We start from the raw sequence: 20,663 nt of genomic DNA, 5'->3' as shown, positions 1-20,663 counted from the left end.
CTTTCCTCATTTGTGATCTTCCTTACCGGAAACCCCAAAGATCTTTCACAAAGCGGGCGATAGATCTTATTCCGTGTCCCCGGGCCCCGAGACCATAGCCGAATCCGGGGGTTTTCTGATAGGAGGCGGAAAGATCAAGATGCAGCCACTTCTCCCGGTTTGCTACAAACTGCGCCAGAAATGCCGCCGCAGTGGTGGCTCCGGGCCCGTCCGGCACCGAATTGGTAATATCGGCCAGTCCGGACTTTACAAGGTCCAGATGGAACTCCTCCAGAGGCAGTCTCCAGGCATATTCACTGACACTGCCGGCTGCTCTAATAAAGGACTCCGCCAGACTGTCGCTGAGACTGAGCACGGCATGATACTCCCGGCCCAGTGCCACCTTGGCCGCTCCGGTGAGAGTGGCGGCATCCAGAATATAGCCCCCGTCCCCGGCCGCCGCCAGGAGGGCATCCGCCAGAACCAGCCGGCCCTCGGCATCGGTGTTGTCAATAACAACGGTTTTGCCGTTCCGGTAGCGGATAATGTCCCCGACACGCATGGCACTTCCGGAAATCATGTTTTCGGCACAGGCAAGATAGGCTCTGACCCGTCCCGGAAAACCGGACAGGGCCAGAAGAGCCAGCGCTCCCGCCACGGTGGCGGAACCGCCCATATCACTGTGCATGGACTTCATAAGCCCGGAAGGCTTGAGACTGTAGCCGCCGGTATCAAAAGTAATGCCCTTCCCCGCCAGCGACATGAAAACCGGTGCCGTATCACCGGAGGGCGCGTAATCCAGAATGTAAAGACAGGGGGGATTTACACTGCCCTGCCCTACGGTGGCAATTCCTGAAAACCCGGCACTGTCCAGCTCGGAACCGGAAATCTTTTTTATGGAAAATCTGCCGCCGGCAAGTTCCTGAAGCTTCTCCAGCTCCTTCTGGTACGAATCCGGAGTCAGGAGGTTCCCCGGAAGATCGATAGTGTCCCGCACCCAGGCAGTAACCCCGAGAAGATCCTGAAAACCGGAATTCCCCGCCACCTCCGGAGTAAAAGCCAGGCTCTGCTTCCGGTTCAGCGTGCGAAACCCCTGACTGAAGGCAAAGGAGCTCTCCGGATCCCAGACAAAATCCGGGGAATCCCGGAGTCTCACGCTGTTAAAATTCCGATCTGCCAGCGTTCTGGCAGACTTCCGGACAAATCTTAAAAAGTCCCGGGAAAGCTCCCCGGGAGGCGGCAGCGGCTTTTCGGAAGAAAGCGCAATCCCGTCCTCCAGAACAGAGATGCTCTGTCCCCGGGGATACCAGGCGGGCAGATGCTCCCGGGCAATCAGATATACATCAATGATCCTGTTCTCAGCTGTTTCTTCTGACTGTTCTGTCATTTCCAGAAATCTCCCTTTGCCTTGAGTTTCAGATACTCCGTCTTCACATAATCCACGGTAAAGTCAATCTCCTCCTCCGTGGTGAACCTTCCCAATGAAAACCTGATGGATGCATGCGCATCGGCAGGAGAAAGCCCCAGTGCCCGCAGCACATACGAGGGCTCTACCGCGGCCGAGGTGCAGGCCGAGCCGGTGGAAACCGCAATTTTGGTCAGGGTCAGCAGAAACTGCTCCCCGTCCACGCCCCGGAAGGTTAAATTAAGATTTCCGGGCAGCCGATCCCGGGCCGCGCCGTTCAGGGACACTCCCGCAAGAGAGCAGAGTCCGTGTCTGAGACGCTCCCGAAGTGCCGCAACTCTCGCATTTTCTGCCGCAAAGCTCTGCCGGGCCAGCTCATAGGCCAGCCCCATTCCGGCGATCTGGTGCACCGCCAGAGTCCCGGACCGGAGTCCCCGTTCATGACCGCCGCCGTGAATCACGGCCTCGGGACGGGGCGCATCATTCCGGATATAGAAGGCGCCAATGCCCTTGGGACCGTAGAGCTTGTGTCCTGAAAACGAAAGGTAATCCACCGGCATTTCCCGGACGTCAATACTGACCTTTCCGGCACTCTGGGCACAGTCTGAATGAAAAAGGGCGCCATACTCATGGGCAGTCTCCGCCAGGGCCTTAATATCATTAACCGTTCCAACTTCATTGTTGGCCTGCATGAGAGTTACCAGAAGCACCCGGTCACTAAGATGCTCCCGGAGCATTTCCGGAGTTATCCGCCCCTCGCGATCCGGTTTAATGCGGACAACCTGATACCCGAGACGCTCGGCAAAGCTACAGGAATCCAGAATCGCCTTATGCTCGATTTCAGAGGTTACGATAACATTTCTGGTTCCGCCCTGAAATCTGAAGGCCAGTCCAGTCACCGCCAGATTGTCGCTTTCCGTGGCCCCCGAGGTGAACACAATTTCCCGGGAATCAGCCCCGACAAGATCCGCCACCTGATTTCTGGCAATATCCACCGCTTCCGCCGCCTGCCATCCGTAAAGATGAGTTTTGGAAGCCGCATTTCCGAACACCCCGTCCATGGTCAGGCAGGAACTCATTTTTTCCGCCACCCGGGGATCCACCGGAGTCGTGGCGGCATTGTCTAAATATACTGGAAACTTCATCTGGCTAATGACTGCTATAGATTCTCAAAACAAAAAACCGGAAACTGATTCCGGTCACTTTCCCTGCGGGCATTATACCCGCAGCCTCATTTTTTTACCGAAATATGCACCGAATCGTCAATGGTGGTGACATCGATCTTTTCATCAGAACGGATAAGGCCCTTGACCACCAGACCGAGGCGGAGAAGCTCCGGAAGGTCAATGTCGCACCCGGTGACATCCACCCCCCGGGAATCCCTGACGGAGCCCAGACGGAAGCTGCACTTGCGGCAGGCATTGATGTCAAAGCCATGGCCTCCTGAAATTATCCCGAGCCCCTCCAGCACATTCAGAAAACGGTAGACTGTGGAGATGCCCAGATCGGGATTCTTCTCCCGGGCCTCGTAGTAAAGCTCCTTGACACAGGAGAAGCTGCCGGAAAACAGGAGATTCACCAGCTCCTGGCGCTGCCGGGACATGCGGACCCCGGCTTCCTTCAGTTTTTCCAGACACCGGGACTTGGCTTCCTTTACCTGAAACTGTTCATTGTGCAATTCTGCTGAATCTGTCATAGCCGCCTCCCCTTGCCGCGGAATCCGAAACTCTTTTTCATCAAACAGGCCGGACTTCCCCGGGTTCCAGCGGGATAAACTCCACCTGTCCGTGCAGTCTTTTCGAAACCCCGGAAAGAAGCTTCCCGAGTTCCTCCGGAGAAAGTCCGGTTTCAATGTCCACCGTATTTCCCAGAAACGGCATTTTTACCGCCGAAAGCTCCTTAAGCCCGGAAAGGCTCCGGGCCAGAGCCAGCGAACAGAGAGGACAGTCAATGCCGACAATCCGGAAACGGCAACGCATAATTCCTGACCGCCTCCTAACCGCTGAAAAAACTCACGTCCTTCGGAATATAGCAAATTACCGGTGGCGGCGCAACACCGAACTGTTTTCCATACCGGGAGATCCGGAGACTTTAATGAATTTTCCCGTTCCCGCGCCGCCAATAAAAAGGCCGCGGAACACCATCCCGCGGCCATTGCTATTTATAAAGCGCTATCCGGCTCTTACTTCCTTCTGTTTCTTCTCAGGAACAGAGCTCCCAGAGACAGCATGAAGAGAGAAAGCGCATCCATGGCACCGCCGCCCTTCTTGCCGCCGGAACCTGCGGAATCACTGTCGGAACCGCTCTCCCAGTCGGAATCCGGGGCAGTGCCGGAATCATCCGGATTGGCGGCATCCGCAGCTGCGACCGTCAGCGGAATGTAGCCTGAGAAGACGCCTGCCTCCTGAGCTGTGGCATCAACTCCTTCAGTCAGAAGCCGGTATTCGCCGGATTCAGCAAAGTCCAGAGCCAGCTCGTCCCCCTTCTTCACGGTGATATAGTCATCACCGGAAGCGGCATTGCAGTCCACCACGCCGTTACCGGTGATGCGGCAGAGCTGATAGCCCTCCATTCCCTGCACCGAGGCGGCCTGGGAAACTGCACCGTCTGTCTTGCGGTACACCTGATAGGTCATGTCAAGCTTTTCGACAACCAGGGTAAACAGCTTGCCGACAAAGACCTCCAGAGGCTCGACATTGCCGCTGTCAGCAGTAACCACGCCGATCTTCCCGGTATGACTGCCGCCGTTGCCGCTGCCGAAGGTAAAGTCAGGCACCTCGCCTTCCTTCCAGTAGCCCTTTACGTATACGGAATGGGTATCACTGGCCACAGCCCTGCCGCTATCGTCATACACGGTTACAGAAACCCGGTGGCTGCCGGCCCTGGCAAATGTCCAGTTCAGCACCGGATTGTTAACAGCCAGCTTTTCGCCGTCAACCTCCCAGACGAACTTGCTTATGCTGCTCTCTCCGGAAACCGTGGCATTGGCAGCCGAGAACATTACTCTGCTCAGAGCATTAGCCTCGGCAGGCCCTTCGATATCCACGGCACCGATGATCTCTCCTGCGGCACCAACCTCAACAGTGGCCTCAGCGGAGTCAACCACCCCTGCATCGTCTGTGACCACTACCATTACCCGGTGCGAGCCGGCCGCAGTAAACTCATGCCTGAAGGTGGTTACCTTGCCGGAGGCCATTTCCACCCCGTCTACCATCCAGGAGTACCTGACAATCTCGCCATCATCGGAAGCGGCAGCCACAAACTCGTTAACAGTGTTAACACTGGTAACAACAGTCTTCGGAGTTACGGAAACCACCGGCGGCAGATTCTCGGACGGCGGAACCACAGTAACCTCTGCGGAAGCGCTGGCAGAGGCCCCCTTGTCATCAGTCACCACCACGGAGTAGCGGGCAGTCTCCTCCGGAGTTACCCTGATGGAGGCAGTGGTTTCGCCGGTGCTCCACTTGTAGGTGATTCTGTCACCGTCAGGATCGCTGGAGGCAGAGGCATCCAGCACCACGGCGGTACCGGCCTTAATCACACTGGCAGAGCTTTCGATTACTGCAGCCGGAGCATGATTCTCCACCCCGCGTACCGTTACGGTTACCACCTCCTGAGCGGTCCGGCCTTCCCGGTCGGTAACAGTCAGTACGTAGGTGGTGGTAGCCTTGGGAGATACCTTGATGGAGGCAGAGGTCTCACCGGTATTCCAGGAGTAGGTCAGCCCGGCACCGGAGGATCCCGCAGCACTGAGCGTTACGGTTTCACCCTGGGAAATCTCCGTGGCCGAAGCGGTAATCACGGCCCTGACATCAACAATATCATCAGCGGAGGCTACCTGAATCTTCTGCGTACCGGTCATGGTATTGCCGGACGGCGAATTCTTGGTCATGGTAACCACATACTCGCCGGACTTGGCGTAGGTATGACTTACCTCATTTCCGGTACCGCTGGCACCGTCACCAAAATCCCATTTGATGTTCTGATAGTCAAACGCATGGCCGCAGCCGTCATTTTCGCCGGGCGCAGTCCAGAGCTTAACCCCCAGCCCGTTAACCTTGGCCACGATAGGAGCGGTGGCATTGGGCACCGGAACGCAGTCGGAGGATTCCACGGTCACGGTAACCGAGGCTGCAGAAACCGCCCCGTTATTGTCAGTAACGGTAACAGTGTAGGTCTGGGTCTTTTCCGGAGATACAGTGATCTTCGCCGTGGTTGCACCGGTGCTCCACTTGTAGGCAGTAATAGTGCCATCAGGATCGGTGGAACCGGAGGCGTCCAGCACTGCAGAGGCGCCCTTGGCAATGGTAATGGCAGAACCGCCGGCAATTACCGCCTTGGGAGCCTTGTTTCTGGTATCCAGCTCTTCCGGCATGCCGTCAGAAAGCTTGGTACCGTCAACAGAGGTATCCTGAACGGAGGTAATGGTGAAATTGCCGCCGCTGGAATTCTTGTACCAGCTATTACCGCAGTCGTTGAACAGGAACTCAATACCGGTCTTGTCGGCACCGAAGTTCAGATCCTTCTTGTACCAGCCCTTTCCGGCATCGGACATTTCCTCGCCCGGAACCTTGGTCCAGTCAGACTCGGTGCCCGGAGTGCCGCGATAGTGAATGCACACCTTGGTCAGATCAGAAACTGAAGGCCTGAAGTAAATAGTGGCATTGTTGGGAATGTCGGTAGGAGCCCCCTCGGTTACCGAACCGTTCTGGGCGATGGTATAGGTGCCCTTGGAAAGACACTTGCCGTCAGCAGAAGGATAGAAGGTGTTTTCGCCGCTGTTGTGAATCCTGATACTGGCACAGCCGGCATCACGGGTGTAGGAAACCGTGGTCTTGAAGTAGCCGGATCCCTTGTAGTCGCTCATGGACACGGAACTCCAGTCCCCGGTGCCGGAATCCTTGTAGTCAATAAATACGGCACCGGTATCGGAGGCAGCCGGCTTGGCATAGACTGTTACCTTGTCAGTAAGCACCACATTGCCGTCAGTGAAGAACATGTGGGTACCTTCGATGTCGCCGTTCACATCCTCGATATAGGCACCGCCCTCCTGCTTGTAGCGGCCGGCACCGACATAGGTATGGCCGATTTCACTGCGGGTTACGTTGCCGAGGTTGTCAGTGGCCTCCATGTAGTAATCCACCAGCTGATCCCGGAAATCAGAGATATAGGCGTAGTAGGTATCGCCGATCTTCTGGGCCGGAAGCACCTGATAGTTCTTGGAAACATCGTTGTCCTGCCAGGCCACACCGTTCATGACCGGAGTCAGCTCACGCTTCTTGGTGGAGTATACTTTCCACTCGCCCACCTGATTAACGTCCACATTGGGCTGACCGGTAAAGGCCTTCGGATTGTATACCCGGGGAGCAATGTCGGTAGGAGACATTCTCTTGTCCTTATGGGCGCGGACATAGACCTTCACATCTTTAATGCCGCTGACATCATAGGCATAGGTATAGACGGCCCAGGTGTTGTCGGCATAGGCCGGAGTCCAGCCTTCAGCCTTGCCGGCATTGGCGGAACCCGGGTTGGTCGGATAGCGCTGCACCCACCACATGGAAGGACCGGTCCTGTCCTTGGCCAGATTCCTGGAAACGTAAGGCTCGGAGAAGAACAGCGACTGATTGAAGCCCAGAGACGGCTTGACATTGTCATCGGTATTTTCGTCATAGTAGCCGAATCCGGAATCGATGGAGGAAATCAGGAAGTACCAGGCCAGCTCGGCAGGGTTGGCGCCGCCCTTGTAATCATTGGCTTCATCACCCTTTACCGGGTAGGACATCATGTAGGGGTTAAGCTGATTTCCCTCATAGGTAACCTGCTTTTCGGCATCGGTGGACGGAGACCAGTAGTTCGGGTGGGTGTCCAGCCAGATCTGCTCGGCGGTTTTGGCATAGTTGAGAGAAGCCTGCAGAATGGCGAAGTTTCTTTCCAGATAATGATAGCCGTATTCCAGGGAAACTGCATGACCGAACGGAGTGCCGGCAAAATTGGTCGGCGCCTCGAATTCGGTACCGTTGGCCTTATTGAAGGCTGCCAGCTGCCCCTTGGTCCAGACCCCCATCGGAATGTGCCAGTGGTACCAGTCCGGGTCTGAGGAGGAATCACGGGTATCTACCCAGGAGCCGTCCTGCACGTGCTGAACATCATCCTCGGGAATAGGATAGGCCTGGAGATACTCCTGAACGCCCATACCTACTACCCCGGGAACGGAATATTCACTGCCGGAGGCCATCCAGGTATCCAGGGAACCGGCACGCCCCTCGCCGTTGTCGCCGTCATGGGCGATAACGAAATACATAGTTCTCCCGCCGGCATCCTTCTCGTAGCTGGGACGGTTAATCTCGTTGGAGGCAGTGGCCTGGCCCTCCCAGCCTTCCAGCCATGAACCGTTCTGATCCACCGGAATGCCGGCAATCTGGGAAATCTCGCCGGTCTCCGGATTTACGTACTGCACCCAGTGCGGAATAGCACAGAACGGGAACTTATTGAGAATATTCTGCTGCTCGTGAGCCATTCCCACATGCTCCCAGGCTCCCTTTTCGTAAACATTCTGGAGGTCGGCACGGTTGGGCGGGGAAACCAGGGTGTCATACGCCGGATTGGCATGATTGTACGGATAGTCTCTGAGAGCCCGGGAGAAATGGTTGTTGCCCATTACAGACCATTCGATACCCAGCTTCTTAAGAGTCGGAATCAGTCTTTCAGAAAATCCGAGCTCCGTGGGGAAGAAGCCCTTGGAGGACTTAAACTGGGATCCCAGGAAGTAGTCCTGCTGCAGAGTGACATTCTGATAGATGAGATCCTTGAGGAAATAATCCGGTCCTACCAGAGGTCCCATGGAATGATGCCCGGTGAAGTGAATGGGATCCAGGGCGTTAAAGCCGTTGGTGGTCTTGACACTGCCTACGGTTTCCTTCCAGGACTTGGCCCAGCCAGGCTGAAAATAGCTTGGAAAGGTGCCCCTCTCGGCGAAATCCTGCAGGTTGTTGATAACCGCAGCCGACATGGTTACGTGAGTCTGACTCTGGGGATGGTTGCGGTTATTGGCCCGGGCGGTCTGAGCCGGCCAGTCATTATAGGCATACTGCTTGGCGGGACGCATGTAGTACTGCTCCAGGTTGTCATGCGGCATCGCCTGCCCCGAAGGCAGGAGATACTTGTAGCCAGCCGGGGTTTTGGTCTTGAGCAGCAGAGCTCCGCCGTCATAGGTGTAGCGGATCGGGCTTCCCACGGCGGCCGACTTGTAGGTGGAGGTGTCATAGTACGGCCAGAAATTAGGCATGTGATTGTGGTAAATATGGGTGGCGGCAATCACGGCCTCGGCATCCTGCGACAGGGTAAGACCCGGCAGAGCCATGGCAAGACCGATGGCAACGGTCAGTGCCCGGGGATGAAAAGTAGAAGGCTTGTTCTTCATAGGTGTCAACTCTTAGGCTAATTGGCAAGGAATATTCAACATGGGGAAGGATCCCGGTTAACTTATCATTCTACATTCCGGGAAAATATTTTCATAGAAGATATGTTAATATCTTGTTAAAACTTTGTTATTATTTTCACGTTTTATGATATTGTTCAAAATTTAGCACCGGCACTGGAAAAATTTTCAGGGAAAAAGCACTGGGAAGAGTTTCAAAAAAGAAGAAGGCTCCGGCAGCGTTCCCTGTTTCCGGTAATTTCAGAATCAGCCGTGGCGTGCATATGCCTGGCAATAAGGGGAACAATAGTAATCATTTAAGCGTCATGAACAGTGCCCTATGCCCCCTCAGCAGGTTTGTCCATGTTTTGCTCGGTGGAACTGTTCGCAATATTTGAAATATCAGATATCCCACATCTCCTTATCATTGCTTCCAAACAGCCGCTTTACCTGTGCTAAAGAACGCTAAATAATAATTAAGAAGAGTAACGGACATTGGGCAAATTTTTGGACAGCTATCTGCCCCCTGAATCTGTTCCGGGGGAATGCTGGCACGTCTCAGCCTGTCGGACTTACAGCCAGATTTATAAGAGCAGTTAAAAGAATCCTGTCAGCTTTTCAGTCAGCATCATAAACAGAATGTCATATATGCCGGGATACACACTATATTACCCTTTATTATCAGATTTCTTGGGTGGATAATATAGCTCTCTCCGATTCTTGATTTGTACTTCTCTGTAAATCTGAGTAATGAAGCTGCAGTGTATCTGTTCCCTGACTTAACTTCTATGGGATACATCCGGTATTTCAGCTTGCTGTTATTGGAAATGATAAAATCAATTTCTATATCATTACGGCGCTTTTCGATTGAGTAATGCGTATAGAAATACAATTTGTATCCATTAGCCACGAGCATCTGTGCTATAGCATTCTCGTATAGCATCCCCTCATTAACAGAAAGGCGGTCATTAAGTATCTGCGCATATACCTCACTATCAAGCAGTTCATTCTCATCAAAAGCGTGACTGAGCAGGAGTCCGGTATCACCCATATAACATTTTACGTAAGTCCGTTCTTCGTTTATCGAAAGTCCGACATTTGGATCGTTGCACAGAAAACATTCGTTTGAAATCATGGAATCAGCCAGCCAGAAAAAAGTATCGCTGTACTGATCCGCATAGCTGCCTTCCTGTATATCTTTAAACACCACACGTTTTTCATGCTGTGACAGCAATCCCGGGATCTGATCAAAAATAGCCAGCACTTTACTACGGTACTGAGACCGGATCTTCATGATATCATTGCGATACAGCTTCAGAATATCCCGCTTTTCCGCATCCGCCAAACCGAAGTTTTTCCCATTCTCAATGTAGACAATAACCGGTTTGGGCATTCCGCCTACCAACATATACTGCTTAAAAAGCAGCAGCGCCTTATTATGCATTCCTCTTTCCAATGGTTCACGCTTTTCAAAACAGCTCCTTATATAATTTACAAGCTGTTCTTCTCCAAGCGCCCAGGCAAATTCCTCAAAATCCAGAGGATACATTGTAATACTTCGCTCCTCTGAAGGAATTACAATATCCTTTACATTTTCTCTGATTGATATCAGCGATCCGGTTTCTATATAATCGTATCTGCCATCTGCAACAAGATACTTTATTGCAGCTCTGGCCTGCGGAAACATCTGCACCTCGTCAAAGATCAGTACAGATTTTCCTGGAACCAGCCTAACCCCGTAATAAGTGCTAAGCAGCATGAATAAATCATCGAGCGTGTTAAGGTGCTGCTTAAAGTATTCTTCTACAGCTTTATCCTTCTTTGCAAAATCTATGAGAATATAGGATTCGTATTCCTGTCTGGCAAATTCCTCTACAATCGTGGACTTGCCTATACGCCTGGCACCTTCCACCATTATCGCTTTGGTTCCCTGACACTGATGTTTCCAGTCCAGCAATTTGCCATAGATTTTTCTTTTTAAAATCATTCCAGATTTCCAAATTAATTGAGATTTTTTGACTGTACGCAAACTTCGTGTTTGCATTTTCATTGATTATGCGCAGTCCAATTTAATCAAAATCTTTGATTATGAGCAATCTAATTTAATCAAGATCTTTGATTATGCGCACTATTGACTTTAATGAAACTGCAGGATGCTATCAGACACCCCGGAAACTGACAGCAGGGGAAAAATAGAGTACGGGAAATAAAAAGAGCGGGGCTGCAAAAAAAGGCCCCGCCCGTGCCAAAGGGAGCTCAGTTATTAGCCGTGCCCTCAGTGCCGTTTCAGAGAGGCCATCACACCGTACAGGATCTGAAGCTCATGGTTTGTCAGGTCGGCCTTTCCCATAATATGGCGGAGCTGCTCCATAATGGTTCCGTTGACGTCAGGCTTAATGAAGCCGCTCTCTCTGAGAGAATCCTCAAGAAAAGCATAAAAGCTTTCCCACTGCCGGTGCGCAGGCTTGAGAGGCTCCTCCCGGAACCCGGAATTTCCCGTTTCACCGTGCTCGCTCCGCAAAAGAAGCTGTCTTAGCTCGTAAGCCAGCACCTGCACGCTCATGGCCAGGTTCAAAGAGGAATACTCCGGAGAGGCATCAATATTTATATGAATATCGCATCGTGAAAGCTCGGCATTGCTGAGCCCCGAGCTCTCCCTCCCGAACACCAGAGCAGTCTCCTCTCCGTTTCCGGTATGGGACAGCACTCTCGAAAGGCCCTCCCGGGGCTGGTACAGGGGACGATCCAGGGTCCGGAGCCGGGCGGAGGTTCCGGCAGCAAAGGAAACATCCCGGAGCGCCTCGTCCAGAGAGGAAACCACGGTAATTTCCTGAACCACATCAAAAGCACCGCCGGACAGGGCTTCCGATTCCGGAGTCACTACCGGGCGATCCGTTACCACTGTAAGACGGCTTAGCCCCATGGTTTTCATAGCCCGGGCTGCGGAACCGATGTTCCCGGGATGCGTAGGCTCCACCAGAACGACCCGTACCAGATTTAATAGCTTCCGGGAATCCGGACTCAGCGAGTCCCGGGCATTCTGCTCCTTAATAATTTCGGACATTAAATAAAAACTCCGGACTATTTTGCTGACCTGGCCCCGTTATCCGCGGTAACCTGATCATCGCCGTCGGAATTCTGGGGGGCATCATCCGGAGCAGCCCGGTGATAGCCGCCAACCCTCTGGAGTTCCTTTCCGGCATAGTGATATTCCAGATAATAGGTCACATTGGTCATCATGGCCAGCCGGAAATAGTCATTGGCTCTTTCGGTCTCACCCTGAATCTGGTGGTACTTCCCGAGATAGAAATAGGCCTCGCACAGCCTTTCGGTCTTCTGCTCATCGGTAGCACCGTCCAGCACATGCTCCCAGAAATCAGCCTCGGATCTGACGCCGAGAATAACCTGAAGGAGTCTCACATTCCATTCGTCCTCCCGGTCAGCCACCAGGCGGAATCTTTCCTGAAGCCGGGACCTGGCCTGATCCGGATACAGCTTTGATTCAATGATGTAGAGCCACATTATCCGGAAAAAATCTGTGCGATCCTCAAGATAAAACCTGCTGAAATCCTCATGGGCCATCTGATCCCGGAGGCCGTAGTAGAGAGCAATGCCCCGGGCGGAATAGATACTGGTAAGAGTCGGCTCCAGCTCCAGAGCGGCATCGAAGGCGTCGTAAGCCTCAAGATACTTGCCGTCCATGGCCAGCATCACTCCAAAATACCCGTAGCCCTCGGCAAACTGGAGGTTTTCCTGAATGGCAGACATTATCCCCAGCTGCGCCAGAAACGACAGGCCGGTCTTGTCATAGACAAAGCTTCTCTCATAAAGCAGCCTGGCTCTTTCAGCCTTGGTGATATTGGGATTGGCAATCTGCCGGGAGAGCTTGATAATCAGCATCTGATCAGCGGTATCAACTACTCTGGGGGTTACGATTTTTACAAATGACGGGTCAATATGTCCGTCCGCTACCGTCCCGGCGGTTCCATTAAGGCCCGCGCATCCGGTAAGAACCAGACTGCCAAAAGCCAGGGACAAAAAAACTCTGTTAAACATTGCTGCTTCCTGCTGATCTTGAAACGCCCGGGATCAAACGCTTTGCCTTTCAGGACTTAATCCGGTACATTCAGTGCATTTTAGTGCATTGCCGGGAAATATGGCCCCTGGAGCCCGCGGATCATGGGGGAAAATGTGAAGTAATGCCGGGAGAATAACAAAAAAGCCGGGAAAACCGCCATGGCAATCCCGGCTCCTGAGATATCGCACCTGAAAAAAACTAATCCGGATACGGAACCTCGGCCTCCGGCTCTCCGACATCCTTCTTGATTTCCATCGGCAGCAGATTCTCGCGCTGAATCTTCAGAAGGAGCGGCCAGGTAGAGGCCACATAGATGGATGAAAAGGTTCCGAAGACAATACCTACCAGAAGCGCCAGGGAGAAGCCGTAAATCATTTCTCCGCCCAGAAGCAGCAGTGCCACCACTGTAATAAGAGTGGTTCCGGAGGTAATAATGGTTCGGGAAAGAGTTTCGGTAAGAGAAACATCAAAAAGACGATCCATCGGCATCCGGTGCAGCCTTCTGGCATTCTCGCGGATTCTGTCAAACACCACGATCTTGTCGTTCAGGGAATAGCCCACCACGGTAAGCACAGACGCCAGCACCGTCAGGTCATATTCCACCCACATGAAGGAAAACACGCCCAAAACCACAAAAACGTCATAAACCAGAGAAACCACAGCTCCGGTAGCCATACGCCATTCAAAGCGGGCGGCAATATAGGCCAGCATGACAATAAGTGACACCACTATGGCCACGATACCGCTGGTCACCAGCTCCTCGCCTACTGCCGGACCCACAAACTCGCTGCGGGTGACCCGGGCGTCGGGATTCATGGAGGTTACCGCAGTCTTAACCTTTTCGGTGATACCCTGCTGGTTTTCACCCTCCCGGGGACGCAATCTTATGGACACGTCTCTGGAGGTCCCGAAAAACTGCACTACCGCACCTTCAATGCCGTTTCCGGCAAGGCTGGCACGCACCTTCTCCAGATCCACCGGTTCACCGCCGGCGTTTTCAGGGTACTGCACCTCAATAACGGCACCGCCGGTGAAATCCAGCCCCCAGTTAAGCCCCTTCACACTCAGAAGGACAATACAGCCGATAACCAGAAGCAGGCACAGCGCCTCCACCGGCTTGGCAATTTTCATAAAAGGGATAACGGTTCCCTGCTTAATTACCTGAAACATAGCTTCTCCCTGTTATATCCACAGCTTCTTGATGTTGCGGCCGCCCACAAAGGCATTGACCACTGCACGGCAGGCGGTAACCGCCGTAAACATGGAGGAGGCCAGACCCACCATCAGCACCAGCGCAAAGCCCTTGACGGAGCCGGTGCCCACCAGGAAAAGAATCAGTGCCACAAAGAAGGAGGTGATGTTGGAATCCGCAATGGTAACAAACGCTCTTTCGTACCCCAAGTTAACAGACTGCTGTACTCCCCGGCCGTTTCTGATTTCCTCGCGGATACGCTCATAAATAAGCACGTTCGCATCCACCGCCATGCCGATGGTCAGCACAATACCGGCAATGCCCGGCAGGGTCATGGTGGCCCCGGGGATCAGAGACATGAGACCGACAATCAGGACAAAGTTCATCAGAAGCGCCATATTGGCCACAAGACCAAAGGCCCGGTAGTAGAAAATCATGAAGACAAAAAGGATCCCCATACCCCAGAGCATGGCGTTCATACCGTTAATGATATTCTGCTGTCCCAGGCTCGGGCCGATATTTCGCTCCTCCACAATCTGGATCGGGGCAATAAGGGCACCGGCACGCAGCAGGAGAGCCAGGTTATGGGCCTCCTGCGGAGAATCCAGACCGGTAATGCGGAACTTGGTTCCCAGACGGGCCTGAATTGTGGCCACGTTGATTATCTGCTGGGTCTTGCGGAAACGCGGTCTGTTCTCCCCCTCCCCGGCAGGCTGGGAATCATCCTGATCAATGGCCTTGTACTCGATAAAGTTGGTGGCCATGGGATCCCCGATATGATCCCGGGTAAAGTCGGACATAATCTGGCCGCCCTTGGAGTCAAGACTGATATTGACCTCCGGACGGGAATTCTCATCCATACCGCTCCGGGCATCGATAATATGATCACCCGTCAGAATTACTCTCTTGGCTACCACTACCGGCTGATCATCCTTGCTCATGATCACCTCGGAGTTGGCGGAAACCTCTCCCTTGGCAGCACCTTCAATGCCGGCAGACTGATCCACCAGACGGAATTCCAGAGTAGCGGTGGCACCGAGAATTTCCTTGGCCCGTGCCGAATCCTCAACACCGGGAAGCTCCACCACAATTCTCTCCGCGCCCTGTCTCTGAACCAGAGGTTCGGCAACCCCGAGCTCATTTACACGGTTTCTGATGATATTGATGTTCTGCTCCACAGCATAGGTGCGGATCTCCTTAAGCTTTTCCGGCTTCACCTGGGCGGTGATGACAAATCTGCCGTCAGCCTTTTCGTCTCCCTGGAAAACCATGTCCCCGTGCTTGCTCTTAAGAAGCTGGAGAGCCTGATCCATGGTAGCGGAATCCTTGAAGAAGATCAGGATATCGGAACCTGCAGCCTGAGCTCCGGTAAGACGGATTTTCTCATTGCGAAGTTCGGTACGGAAATCCTGAACGGTCTGTCCGATGATCTTCTTCATGGCCTCGTCCATGTCCACCTCCATCAGGAAGTGGAGACCGCCCCGGAGGTCAAGACCCAGCTTAAGAGGATGGGCGCCGATGCCGCGCAGCCAGTCCGGAGTTGCCGCAGCAAGGTTCAAAGCCACAATATACTTGTCGCCCAGCTCGCGGGACAGCTTGTCCTTGACGCTGAGACGCAAATTATTGTCCTGAAATCTGATAAGAGCCTGACCGTTTTCATGCTCAATCCGGCATTTATCGCCGCAAAGTGGAGCAACCACCTCCTGAATTCTGGACAAATCACTTTCTGCCAGAGTAACGCCTCTGGTTCCTGAAATCTGAATCGCCAGATCTTCGCCATAAAGATTCGGCAGAGCGTAAATCGCTCCCATGAGCAGAATCAGGATAATCAGCAGGTTTTTCCATAACGGGAATTTGTTTAACAAAACCGCCTCCTTGTTCTCGGCATTCCTGATTTCCTGTACTTAAAACAGAAACACCAATTTTCTGAATAATCCGGTAAAACTATAAAATCCTATTTGAGATCCGAGGTCTTTACTACTTCGAAGGTTCCCTTCGGCAGCACCCCGGCAATATTGACGCGTCTTATCATCAGAGTACTGCTGGCACTGACCTGAATGGTGTAGTAGTCACGATTTTCACTGATCTTCAGAATTTTGCCCACAATACCGCCGGTGGTATAAATCTCCTCCCCGGGCTTAAGCTCATTCAGGATCTTCTCCATTTCCTTTCTCTTCTGGCTCTGCGGACGCATCATCAGGAAATAGAAAACAACAAAGAACCCCACCATGATGATGAGAAAGGTGAAATCAAACTGCGGCTGCGGGGCCTGAGCGGCTCCGGCGGCTGCTTCATCAGCCAGCGCTGTCGGAAAGAAATTCATGAATCTACCTCAAAAGTACAATGCATTTACAAAGCGAGCATTATAACCAATTAGGAGATCCTCCGCACGTTTTTTAAATTGCCGGGACGGCATGCGGATCTGCCAGGGCACTTTCGCTCAAAAAAGCAGAAGACCCAAACAGGACAAAAAAGGATTTCTGAAAGGAAAACAGAAAAAGAAGGAACGAGGAGACCTCATCGGTGCGAGGACAGGCCGGAACACGCATTCCGCGCCCTAAAAGACAGTCACCGGACGATCTGCGCCGGCATCTCGTTCAGCATGGCGCTTACCAGAAAAATACGATCCGCCAGATAGAGATCATTAAGCTCGAAAAGACCTTCCTTGATGATGTAGCCCCGGGCCTGATAACGGTCAATGGTCTTCTGTCTGGCAACACCGGCCACAATTCCGGCACTGATGCTGGGCGTGTAGATAATACGCTTCATCTGCCAGAAAATATTGGCCTCGCAGCACTGGGCCACATAATTGTCGGTGTTCAGAAAAATAAGGTCGTCCACCCCTTCCCTCCGGGCCGTGTTCAGCATAAGCCTGCTGTCCAGCCGGGAAAGGGTCAGATACCGGGAAGTCAGCCCCGTGGCGGGAATCCGGGTTCTGGAAATCTTGACACGATAACCCCGGCGGTAGTCTTCGTCAGGGACGATCCGGGAATCATGGGAAATCAGAAACTCCGCATGGGGATAGTGGTCGGCCACAATATACACCGATACGGATCCGGAACGGATATTTCTGGTGCCGATAAGGGCACTCAGGGCATTTTCCAGGCGGTGGAGCGAAAAGTCCCCCGTAAGTCCCAGCTCCTCCATTCCGGCACTGAGTCTCCGATAATGCTCGGCCAGATTTTCGGCACGGATAATGTTGCGTTCCTTTTCGTAAAGGATTCTCATGGTTTCATAAAGGCCATAGCCGGTAAGGAAGCCGTCAGGAATGTAGCCGCTGATTTCCGCAATACCGTTGTCGGTTATTCTGAACATAATTAAAAGCTCCCTGCTGCAGGCCTGCATGCCCTTATCTGCAATTGTACCGAATTCCAAAAGGGCAGCAAAAAGGCACAGCCCCAAAACCATGCCGAATTCACCAATTTTTAGCAGCTTCCGGTTCCGGCACCATTAATCCGTTTTCCCCTGTTCCGTCCGTTACTCAGGGATACCGGGATGTTCCCCCGGCACCTCTGAAAAGGGATCAGCCGTTTTCAGGATAGATTTTAAAGAACTCCTCGGCAAACTGCTCAAAGGTTCCTCTGGCAATCTCCTCGCGAATCCGCTCCATAAGATGCTCGTAGAACCGGAGATTGTGAATGGTGTTAAGCCGGGCTCCCAGCATTTCGCCGCACTTATCCAGATGATGCAGGTAGCTGCGGGAATAGTTACGGCAGGTATAGCAGTCGCATTCCGGGTCCAGCGGGCCAAGATCATTGCGATACCTGGCGTTTCGAAGCTTAACCACCCCCGCAGAGGTAAACAGATGGGCATTTCTGGCATTTCTGGTGGGCATGACGCAGTCAAACATGTCCACGCCTCTGAGCACTCCGGAGACAATATCCTGCGGCTTCCCTACTCCCATGAGATAGCGGGGCCGATCCTCGGGCATCTGAGAGGTTACATGATCCAGAATCCGGTGCATCTCGGATTTTTCCTCGCCTACCGCAAGCCCGCCAATGGCATAGCCGTCAAAACCGATTTCCAGAAGTCCCTCAAGGGAGCGATCCCGGAGATCCTCATAAACGCTGCCCTGAATGATCCCGAAAAGCGCATTGTGATTATGAAGCCGGTCAAATTCCTCACGGGAACGCCGGGCCCAGCGGAGACTCAGATTCATGGACCATTCCGCAGCATCGTGGGTGGCCGGATACGGGGTGCATTCGTCAAGGCACATGACGATATCGGAATTAAGATCCGTCTGGATCTGCATGGAAACCTCCGGCGACAGAAAAACCTTGTCCCCGTTTACCGGACTGCTGAAATAGCATCCCTCCTCCTTAAGCTTCCGGAGCTTTCCGAGGGAAAACACCTGAAACCCCCCGGAATCGGTAAGAATCGGTCTCTTCCAGTTCATAAACTCATGAAGCCCGCCATGAAGACGCACCACCTCCATTCCGGGACGCAGCCACAGATGAAAGGTGTTCCCCAGAATGATATCGGCATCAATGTCCCGCACCTCTTCAGGAGAAAGCCCCTTCACGGTTCCGTAGGTTCCCACCGGCATAAAGGCGGGAGTGCGCACGGTTCCTCTCGGAAAAACCATTTCACCCAGCCGGGCCTTGCCGCATTTTGCCTTAAGATTGAATTCCATTAAGCTATTCCTTATGCTCGCACATTTGTTCAATATCTTCCCGGGTTTCCGGACGGGGATTACGGGTAATAAACATGGCATCCCCGTAGCTGAAAAACCGGTAACGCTTCTCCACTGCATAACGATACGCTGCCATGGTATGGCGGTATCCGGCAAATGCCGCCACCAGCATTATCAGAGTGGACTCCGGAAGATGAAAATTGGTGATCAGGGCATCAATCACCCGGTAACGGTAGCCCGGATAGATAAAAATAGCCGTGTCGGAGGCAAAGGGAGCGAGATCCCCGCCATTCTTCTCGGAAGCCAGGGCTGCACTTTCCAGAGAACGTACCGAGGTGGTTCCCACTGCAATAACCCGGCCGCCGTTCTGTTTCGTTTCCCGGATCCTGGCCACGGTTTCCGGAGGAACCACCGCATATTCCGAATGCATATGATGCTTTAGTACATCATCCTCCTTCACCGGCTGAAAGGTTCCGGCTCCCACATGCAGAGTCACCCAGGCAAAGTTCACGCCCTTTTCCTGAAGCTGTTTAAGGAGCTTTTCATCAAAATGAAGGCCGGCGGTAGGCGCTGCCACAGCCCCGGGATTCCGGGCATAGACTGTCTGATAGCGTTCCCGGTCCTCGCTGGTATCCGGTCTGTCAATATAAGGCGGCAGCGGAATGTGTCCGATGGCGTCAAGAACATCAAGAACGCTGGTGTCCCCGTCAAATTCGAGCTCAAAGAGATCCCCCTCCCGGGAAACCATGGTGGCCGCATAGCCCCCGTCAAAAAGGAGCCGGGCCCCGGGCTTCGGAGAACGGGAGGATCTGATGTGCGCCAGAGCGGTATGCTCTCCGGTTACCCTCTCAATAAGGAGCTCAAAGGCTCCGCCGGACTCCTTTTTTCCAAAGAGCCGGGCCGGAATCACCTTGGTGTTGTTGAAAACCAGAAGATCTCCGGGTCTTATAAAATCCAGAACGTCGTAAAAATATCCTTCTGAAAGCTCTCCGGTAAGACCGTCCAGCCTGAGAAGCCTGCTGTGGGTACGTTCCTTAGCGGGGTATCTGGCTATAAGCTCCTGAGGGAGCTCGAAATTAAAATCTGATCGCAGCATAATCCTAAGAAAGAAGCATGTTCAAAAAACGGGTCTCAAAAAATTGTGCTCAATATTAAGAAGTGGCAGGATTTTTTGCAACCATTATCTCGGCCCCCTCTTTCCAATCCCCAAAATCCGCCGGTATCATCCTGTGGCACTTTCCGGACGGAAACAGCCTCCAGAAGACAGGTACCGGATCTGAAAATGAACCTCACACATTACCTCCGGTATAGCAGAGGAAAGGAATACCGGACCTTGCAAATAACCGCAGAGGAAGCGCCGGCAATACCGGAAACGGGAATGTTCTATGAAGAAAAATTTTTATAAAACTTGACACGTATCACAAGTTTTGTGATAATGACCACGATATGACTTCATTGGTCAATCGTTCATTAGTCACTTTGTATTCATAGTTATTGTTTAATAACGCCAACCCCTCATCGGGGGTTGGTTTTTTTTTCGGGAAAAATTTCTGAAATCCCCGGCCGAAAACACCTGACAGGACAGCCACCACCAGCCCAAAAAAGCCCACCCTTAAAACAGCTCCGGAGATCATCTGACTCCCGGCCACCACTCCGGAAATTATGATTGAAAACTGTGAAAGAAGTCGCCTCCGGCGCTTCTGTTAATAACTGAAGGGGATTCTCCCCTTCACCCCATTCCCGGAATCAGAAAAACACAGAAATTAACCACCGGCAATACCTGAAAAGAACCGGCGTACCTTGACTGCTACAATTCCCAGAAGTCAGCGGAGTGATTTCCGGCCCCGCCCCTCCCCTGGGATAGGCAACAGTAAAAGGTATCCTGAACGGGGATGAACATGCACATCCGGGAGCGGGATAGTATACGGGATGGCAGGGGTGGGACTCCTCTCCCTCATC

Annotated in this window: 15 protein-coding genes; all 15 read right to left on the bottom strand. The window is 52.9% G+C overall.

Going from position 1 to position 20,663, the window contains the following annotated elements; all coding sequences use genetic code 11:
• Positions 1 to 22: 22 nt before the first annotated feature.
• Positions 23 to 1,366, bottom strand: a complete 1,344-nt coding sequence (locus F557_RS20285) for a hypothetical protein (RefSeq protein ID WP_019002963.1) — start codon at positions 1,364 to 1,366, stop codon at positions 23 to 25.
• Positions 1,363 to 2,529: an aminotransferase class V-fold PLP-dependent enzyme gene (locus F557_RS0114600; protein WP_019002962.1), complete on the bottom strand. Its 1,167-nt coding sequence runs from the start codon at positions 2,527 to 2,529 to the stop codon at positions 1,363 to 1,365. The genes F557_RS20285 and F557_RS0114600 overlap by 4 nt, the downstream gene beginning before the upstream one ends.
• 86 nt (positions 2,530 to 2,615) lie before the next feature.
• The gene (locus F557_RS0114595) at positions 2,616 to 3,080 is read right to left on the bottom strand and encodes a transcriptional repressor (RefSeq protein ID WP_019002961.1); all 465 of its coding nucleotides are present in this window, start codon (positions 3,078 to 3,080) and stop codon (positions 2,616 to 2,618) included.
• A gap of 40 nt (positions 3,081 to 3,120) precedes the next feature.
• The gene (locus tag F557_RS0114590; protein ID WP_019002960.1) at positions 3,121 to 3,363 is read right to left on the bottom strand and encodes a heavy-metal-associated domain-containing protein; all 243 of its coding nucleotides are present in this window, start codon (positions 3,361 to 3,363) and stop codon (positions 3,121 to 3,123) included.
• Between the two features lie 203 nt (positions 3,364 to 3,566).
• Entirely contained in the window at positions 3,567 to 8,804 is a 5,238-nt protein-coding gene (locus F557_RS20280; RefSeq protein ID WP_019002958.1) for a PKD domain-containing protein, read from the bottom strand.
• A gap of 625 nt (positions 8,805 to 9,429) precedes the next feature.
• Complete coding sequence (locus F557_RS0114570; RefSeq protein WP_019002956.1) at positions 9,430 to 10,788, bottom strand: ATP-binding protein; 1,359 nt, start codon at positions 10,786 to 10,788, stop codon at positions 9,430 to 9,432.
• A gap of 288 nt (positions 10,789 to 11,076) precedes the next feature.
• A complete protein-coding gene (locus F557_RS0114565; RefSeq protein WP_019002955.1) occupies positions 11,077 to 11,865 on the bottom strand; it encodes an RNA methyltransferase in 789 nt (262 codons plus the stop codon).
• 17 nt (positions 11,866 to 11,882) lie between these two features.
• Entirely contained in the window at positions 11,883 to 12,857 is a 975-nt protein-coding gene (locus F557_RS0114560; RefSeq protein WP_019002954.1) for a hypothetical protein, read from the bottom strand.
• Between the two features lie 220 nt (positions 12,858 to 13,077).
• Positions 13,078 to 14,049 (bottom strand): protein translocase subunit SecF, encoded by a 972-nt coding sequence (secF, locus tag F557_RS0114550; RefSeq protein ID WP_019002952.1) that lies wholly within the window; start codon positions 14,047 to 14,049, stop codon positions 13,078 to 13,080.
• A gap of 12 nt (positions 14,050 to 14,061) precedes the next feature.
• Positions 14,062 to 15,936, bottom strand: coding sequence for a protein translocase subunit SecD (gene secD, locus F557_RS0114545; protein ID WP_019002951.1), 1,875 nt, complete (start codon positions 15,934 to 15,936; stop codon positions 14,062 to 14,064).
• A gap of 89 nt (positions 15,937 to 16,025) precedes the next feature.
• Positions 16,026 to 16,394 (bottom strand): preprotein translocase subunit YajC, encoded by a 369-nt coding sequence (gene yajC / locus F557_RS0114540; protein WP_019002950.1) that lies wholly within the window; start codon positions 16,392 to 16,394, stop codon positions 16,026 to 16,028.
• A 245-nt stretch (positions 16,395 to 16,639) separates the two neighbouring features.
• On the bottom strand, positions 16,640 to 17,386 hold the full coding sequence (locus F557_RS0114530; protein WP_169335213.1) for an aminotransferase class IV: 747 nt from the start codon (positions 17,384 to 17,386) through the stop codon (positions 16,640 to 16,642).
• A gap of 208 nt (positions 17,387 to 17,594) precedes the next feature.
• Complete coding sequence (tgt, locus tag F557_RS0114525; RefSeq protein WP_019002947.1) at positions 17,595 to 18,704, bottom strand: tRNA guanosine(34) transglycosylase Tgt; 1,110 nt, start codon at positions 18,702 to 18,704, stop codon at positions 17,595 to 17,597.
• 4 nt (positions 18,705 to 18,708) lie between these two features.
• Positions 18,709 to 19,800: a tRNA preQ1(34) S-adenosylmethionine ribosyltransferase-isomerase QueA gene (queA, locus tag F557_RS20275; RefSeq protein ID WP_019002946.1), complete on the bottom strand. Its 1,092-nt coding sequence runs from the start codon at positions 19,798 to 19,800 to the stop codon at positions 18,709 to 18,711.
• A gap of 322 nt (positions 19,801 to 20,122) precedes the next feature.
• Positions 20,123 to 20,338 carry a hypothetical protein gene (locus F557_RS0114510; RefSeq protein WP_019002944.1) on the bottom strand — a complete coding sequence of 72 codons (216 nt, stop codon included), beginning with the start codon at positions 20,336 to 20,338 and terminating at the stop codon, positions 20,123 to 20,125.
• Positions 20,339 to 20,663 lie beyond the last annotated feature (325 nt).

It is taken from the genome of Succinimonas amylolytica DSM 2873, from assembly GCF_000378405.1.
In the GTDB taxonomy this organism is placed as follows: Bacteria; Pseudomonadota; Gammaproteobacteria; order Enterobacterales; family Succinivibrionaceae; genus Succinimonas; species Succinimonas amylolytica.
The sequence above is the reverse complement of the archived record's forward strand: the minus strand, read 5'-3'. Positions and strand labels throughout refer to the sequence as shown.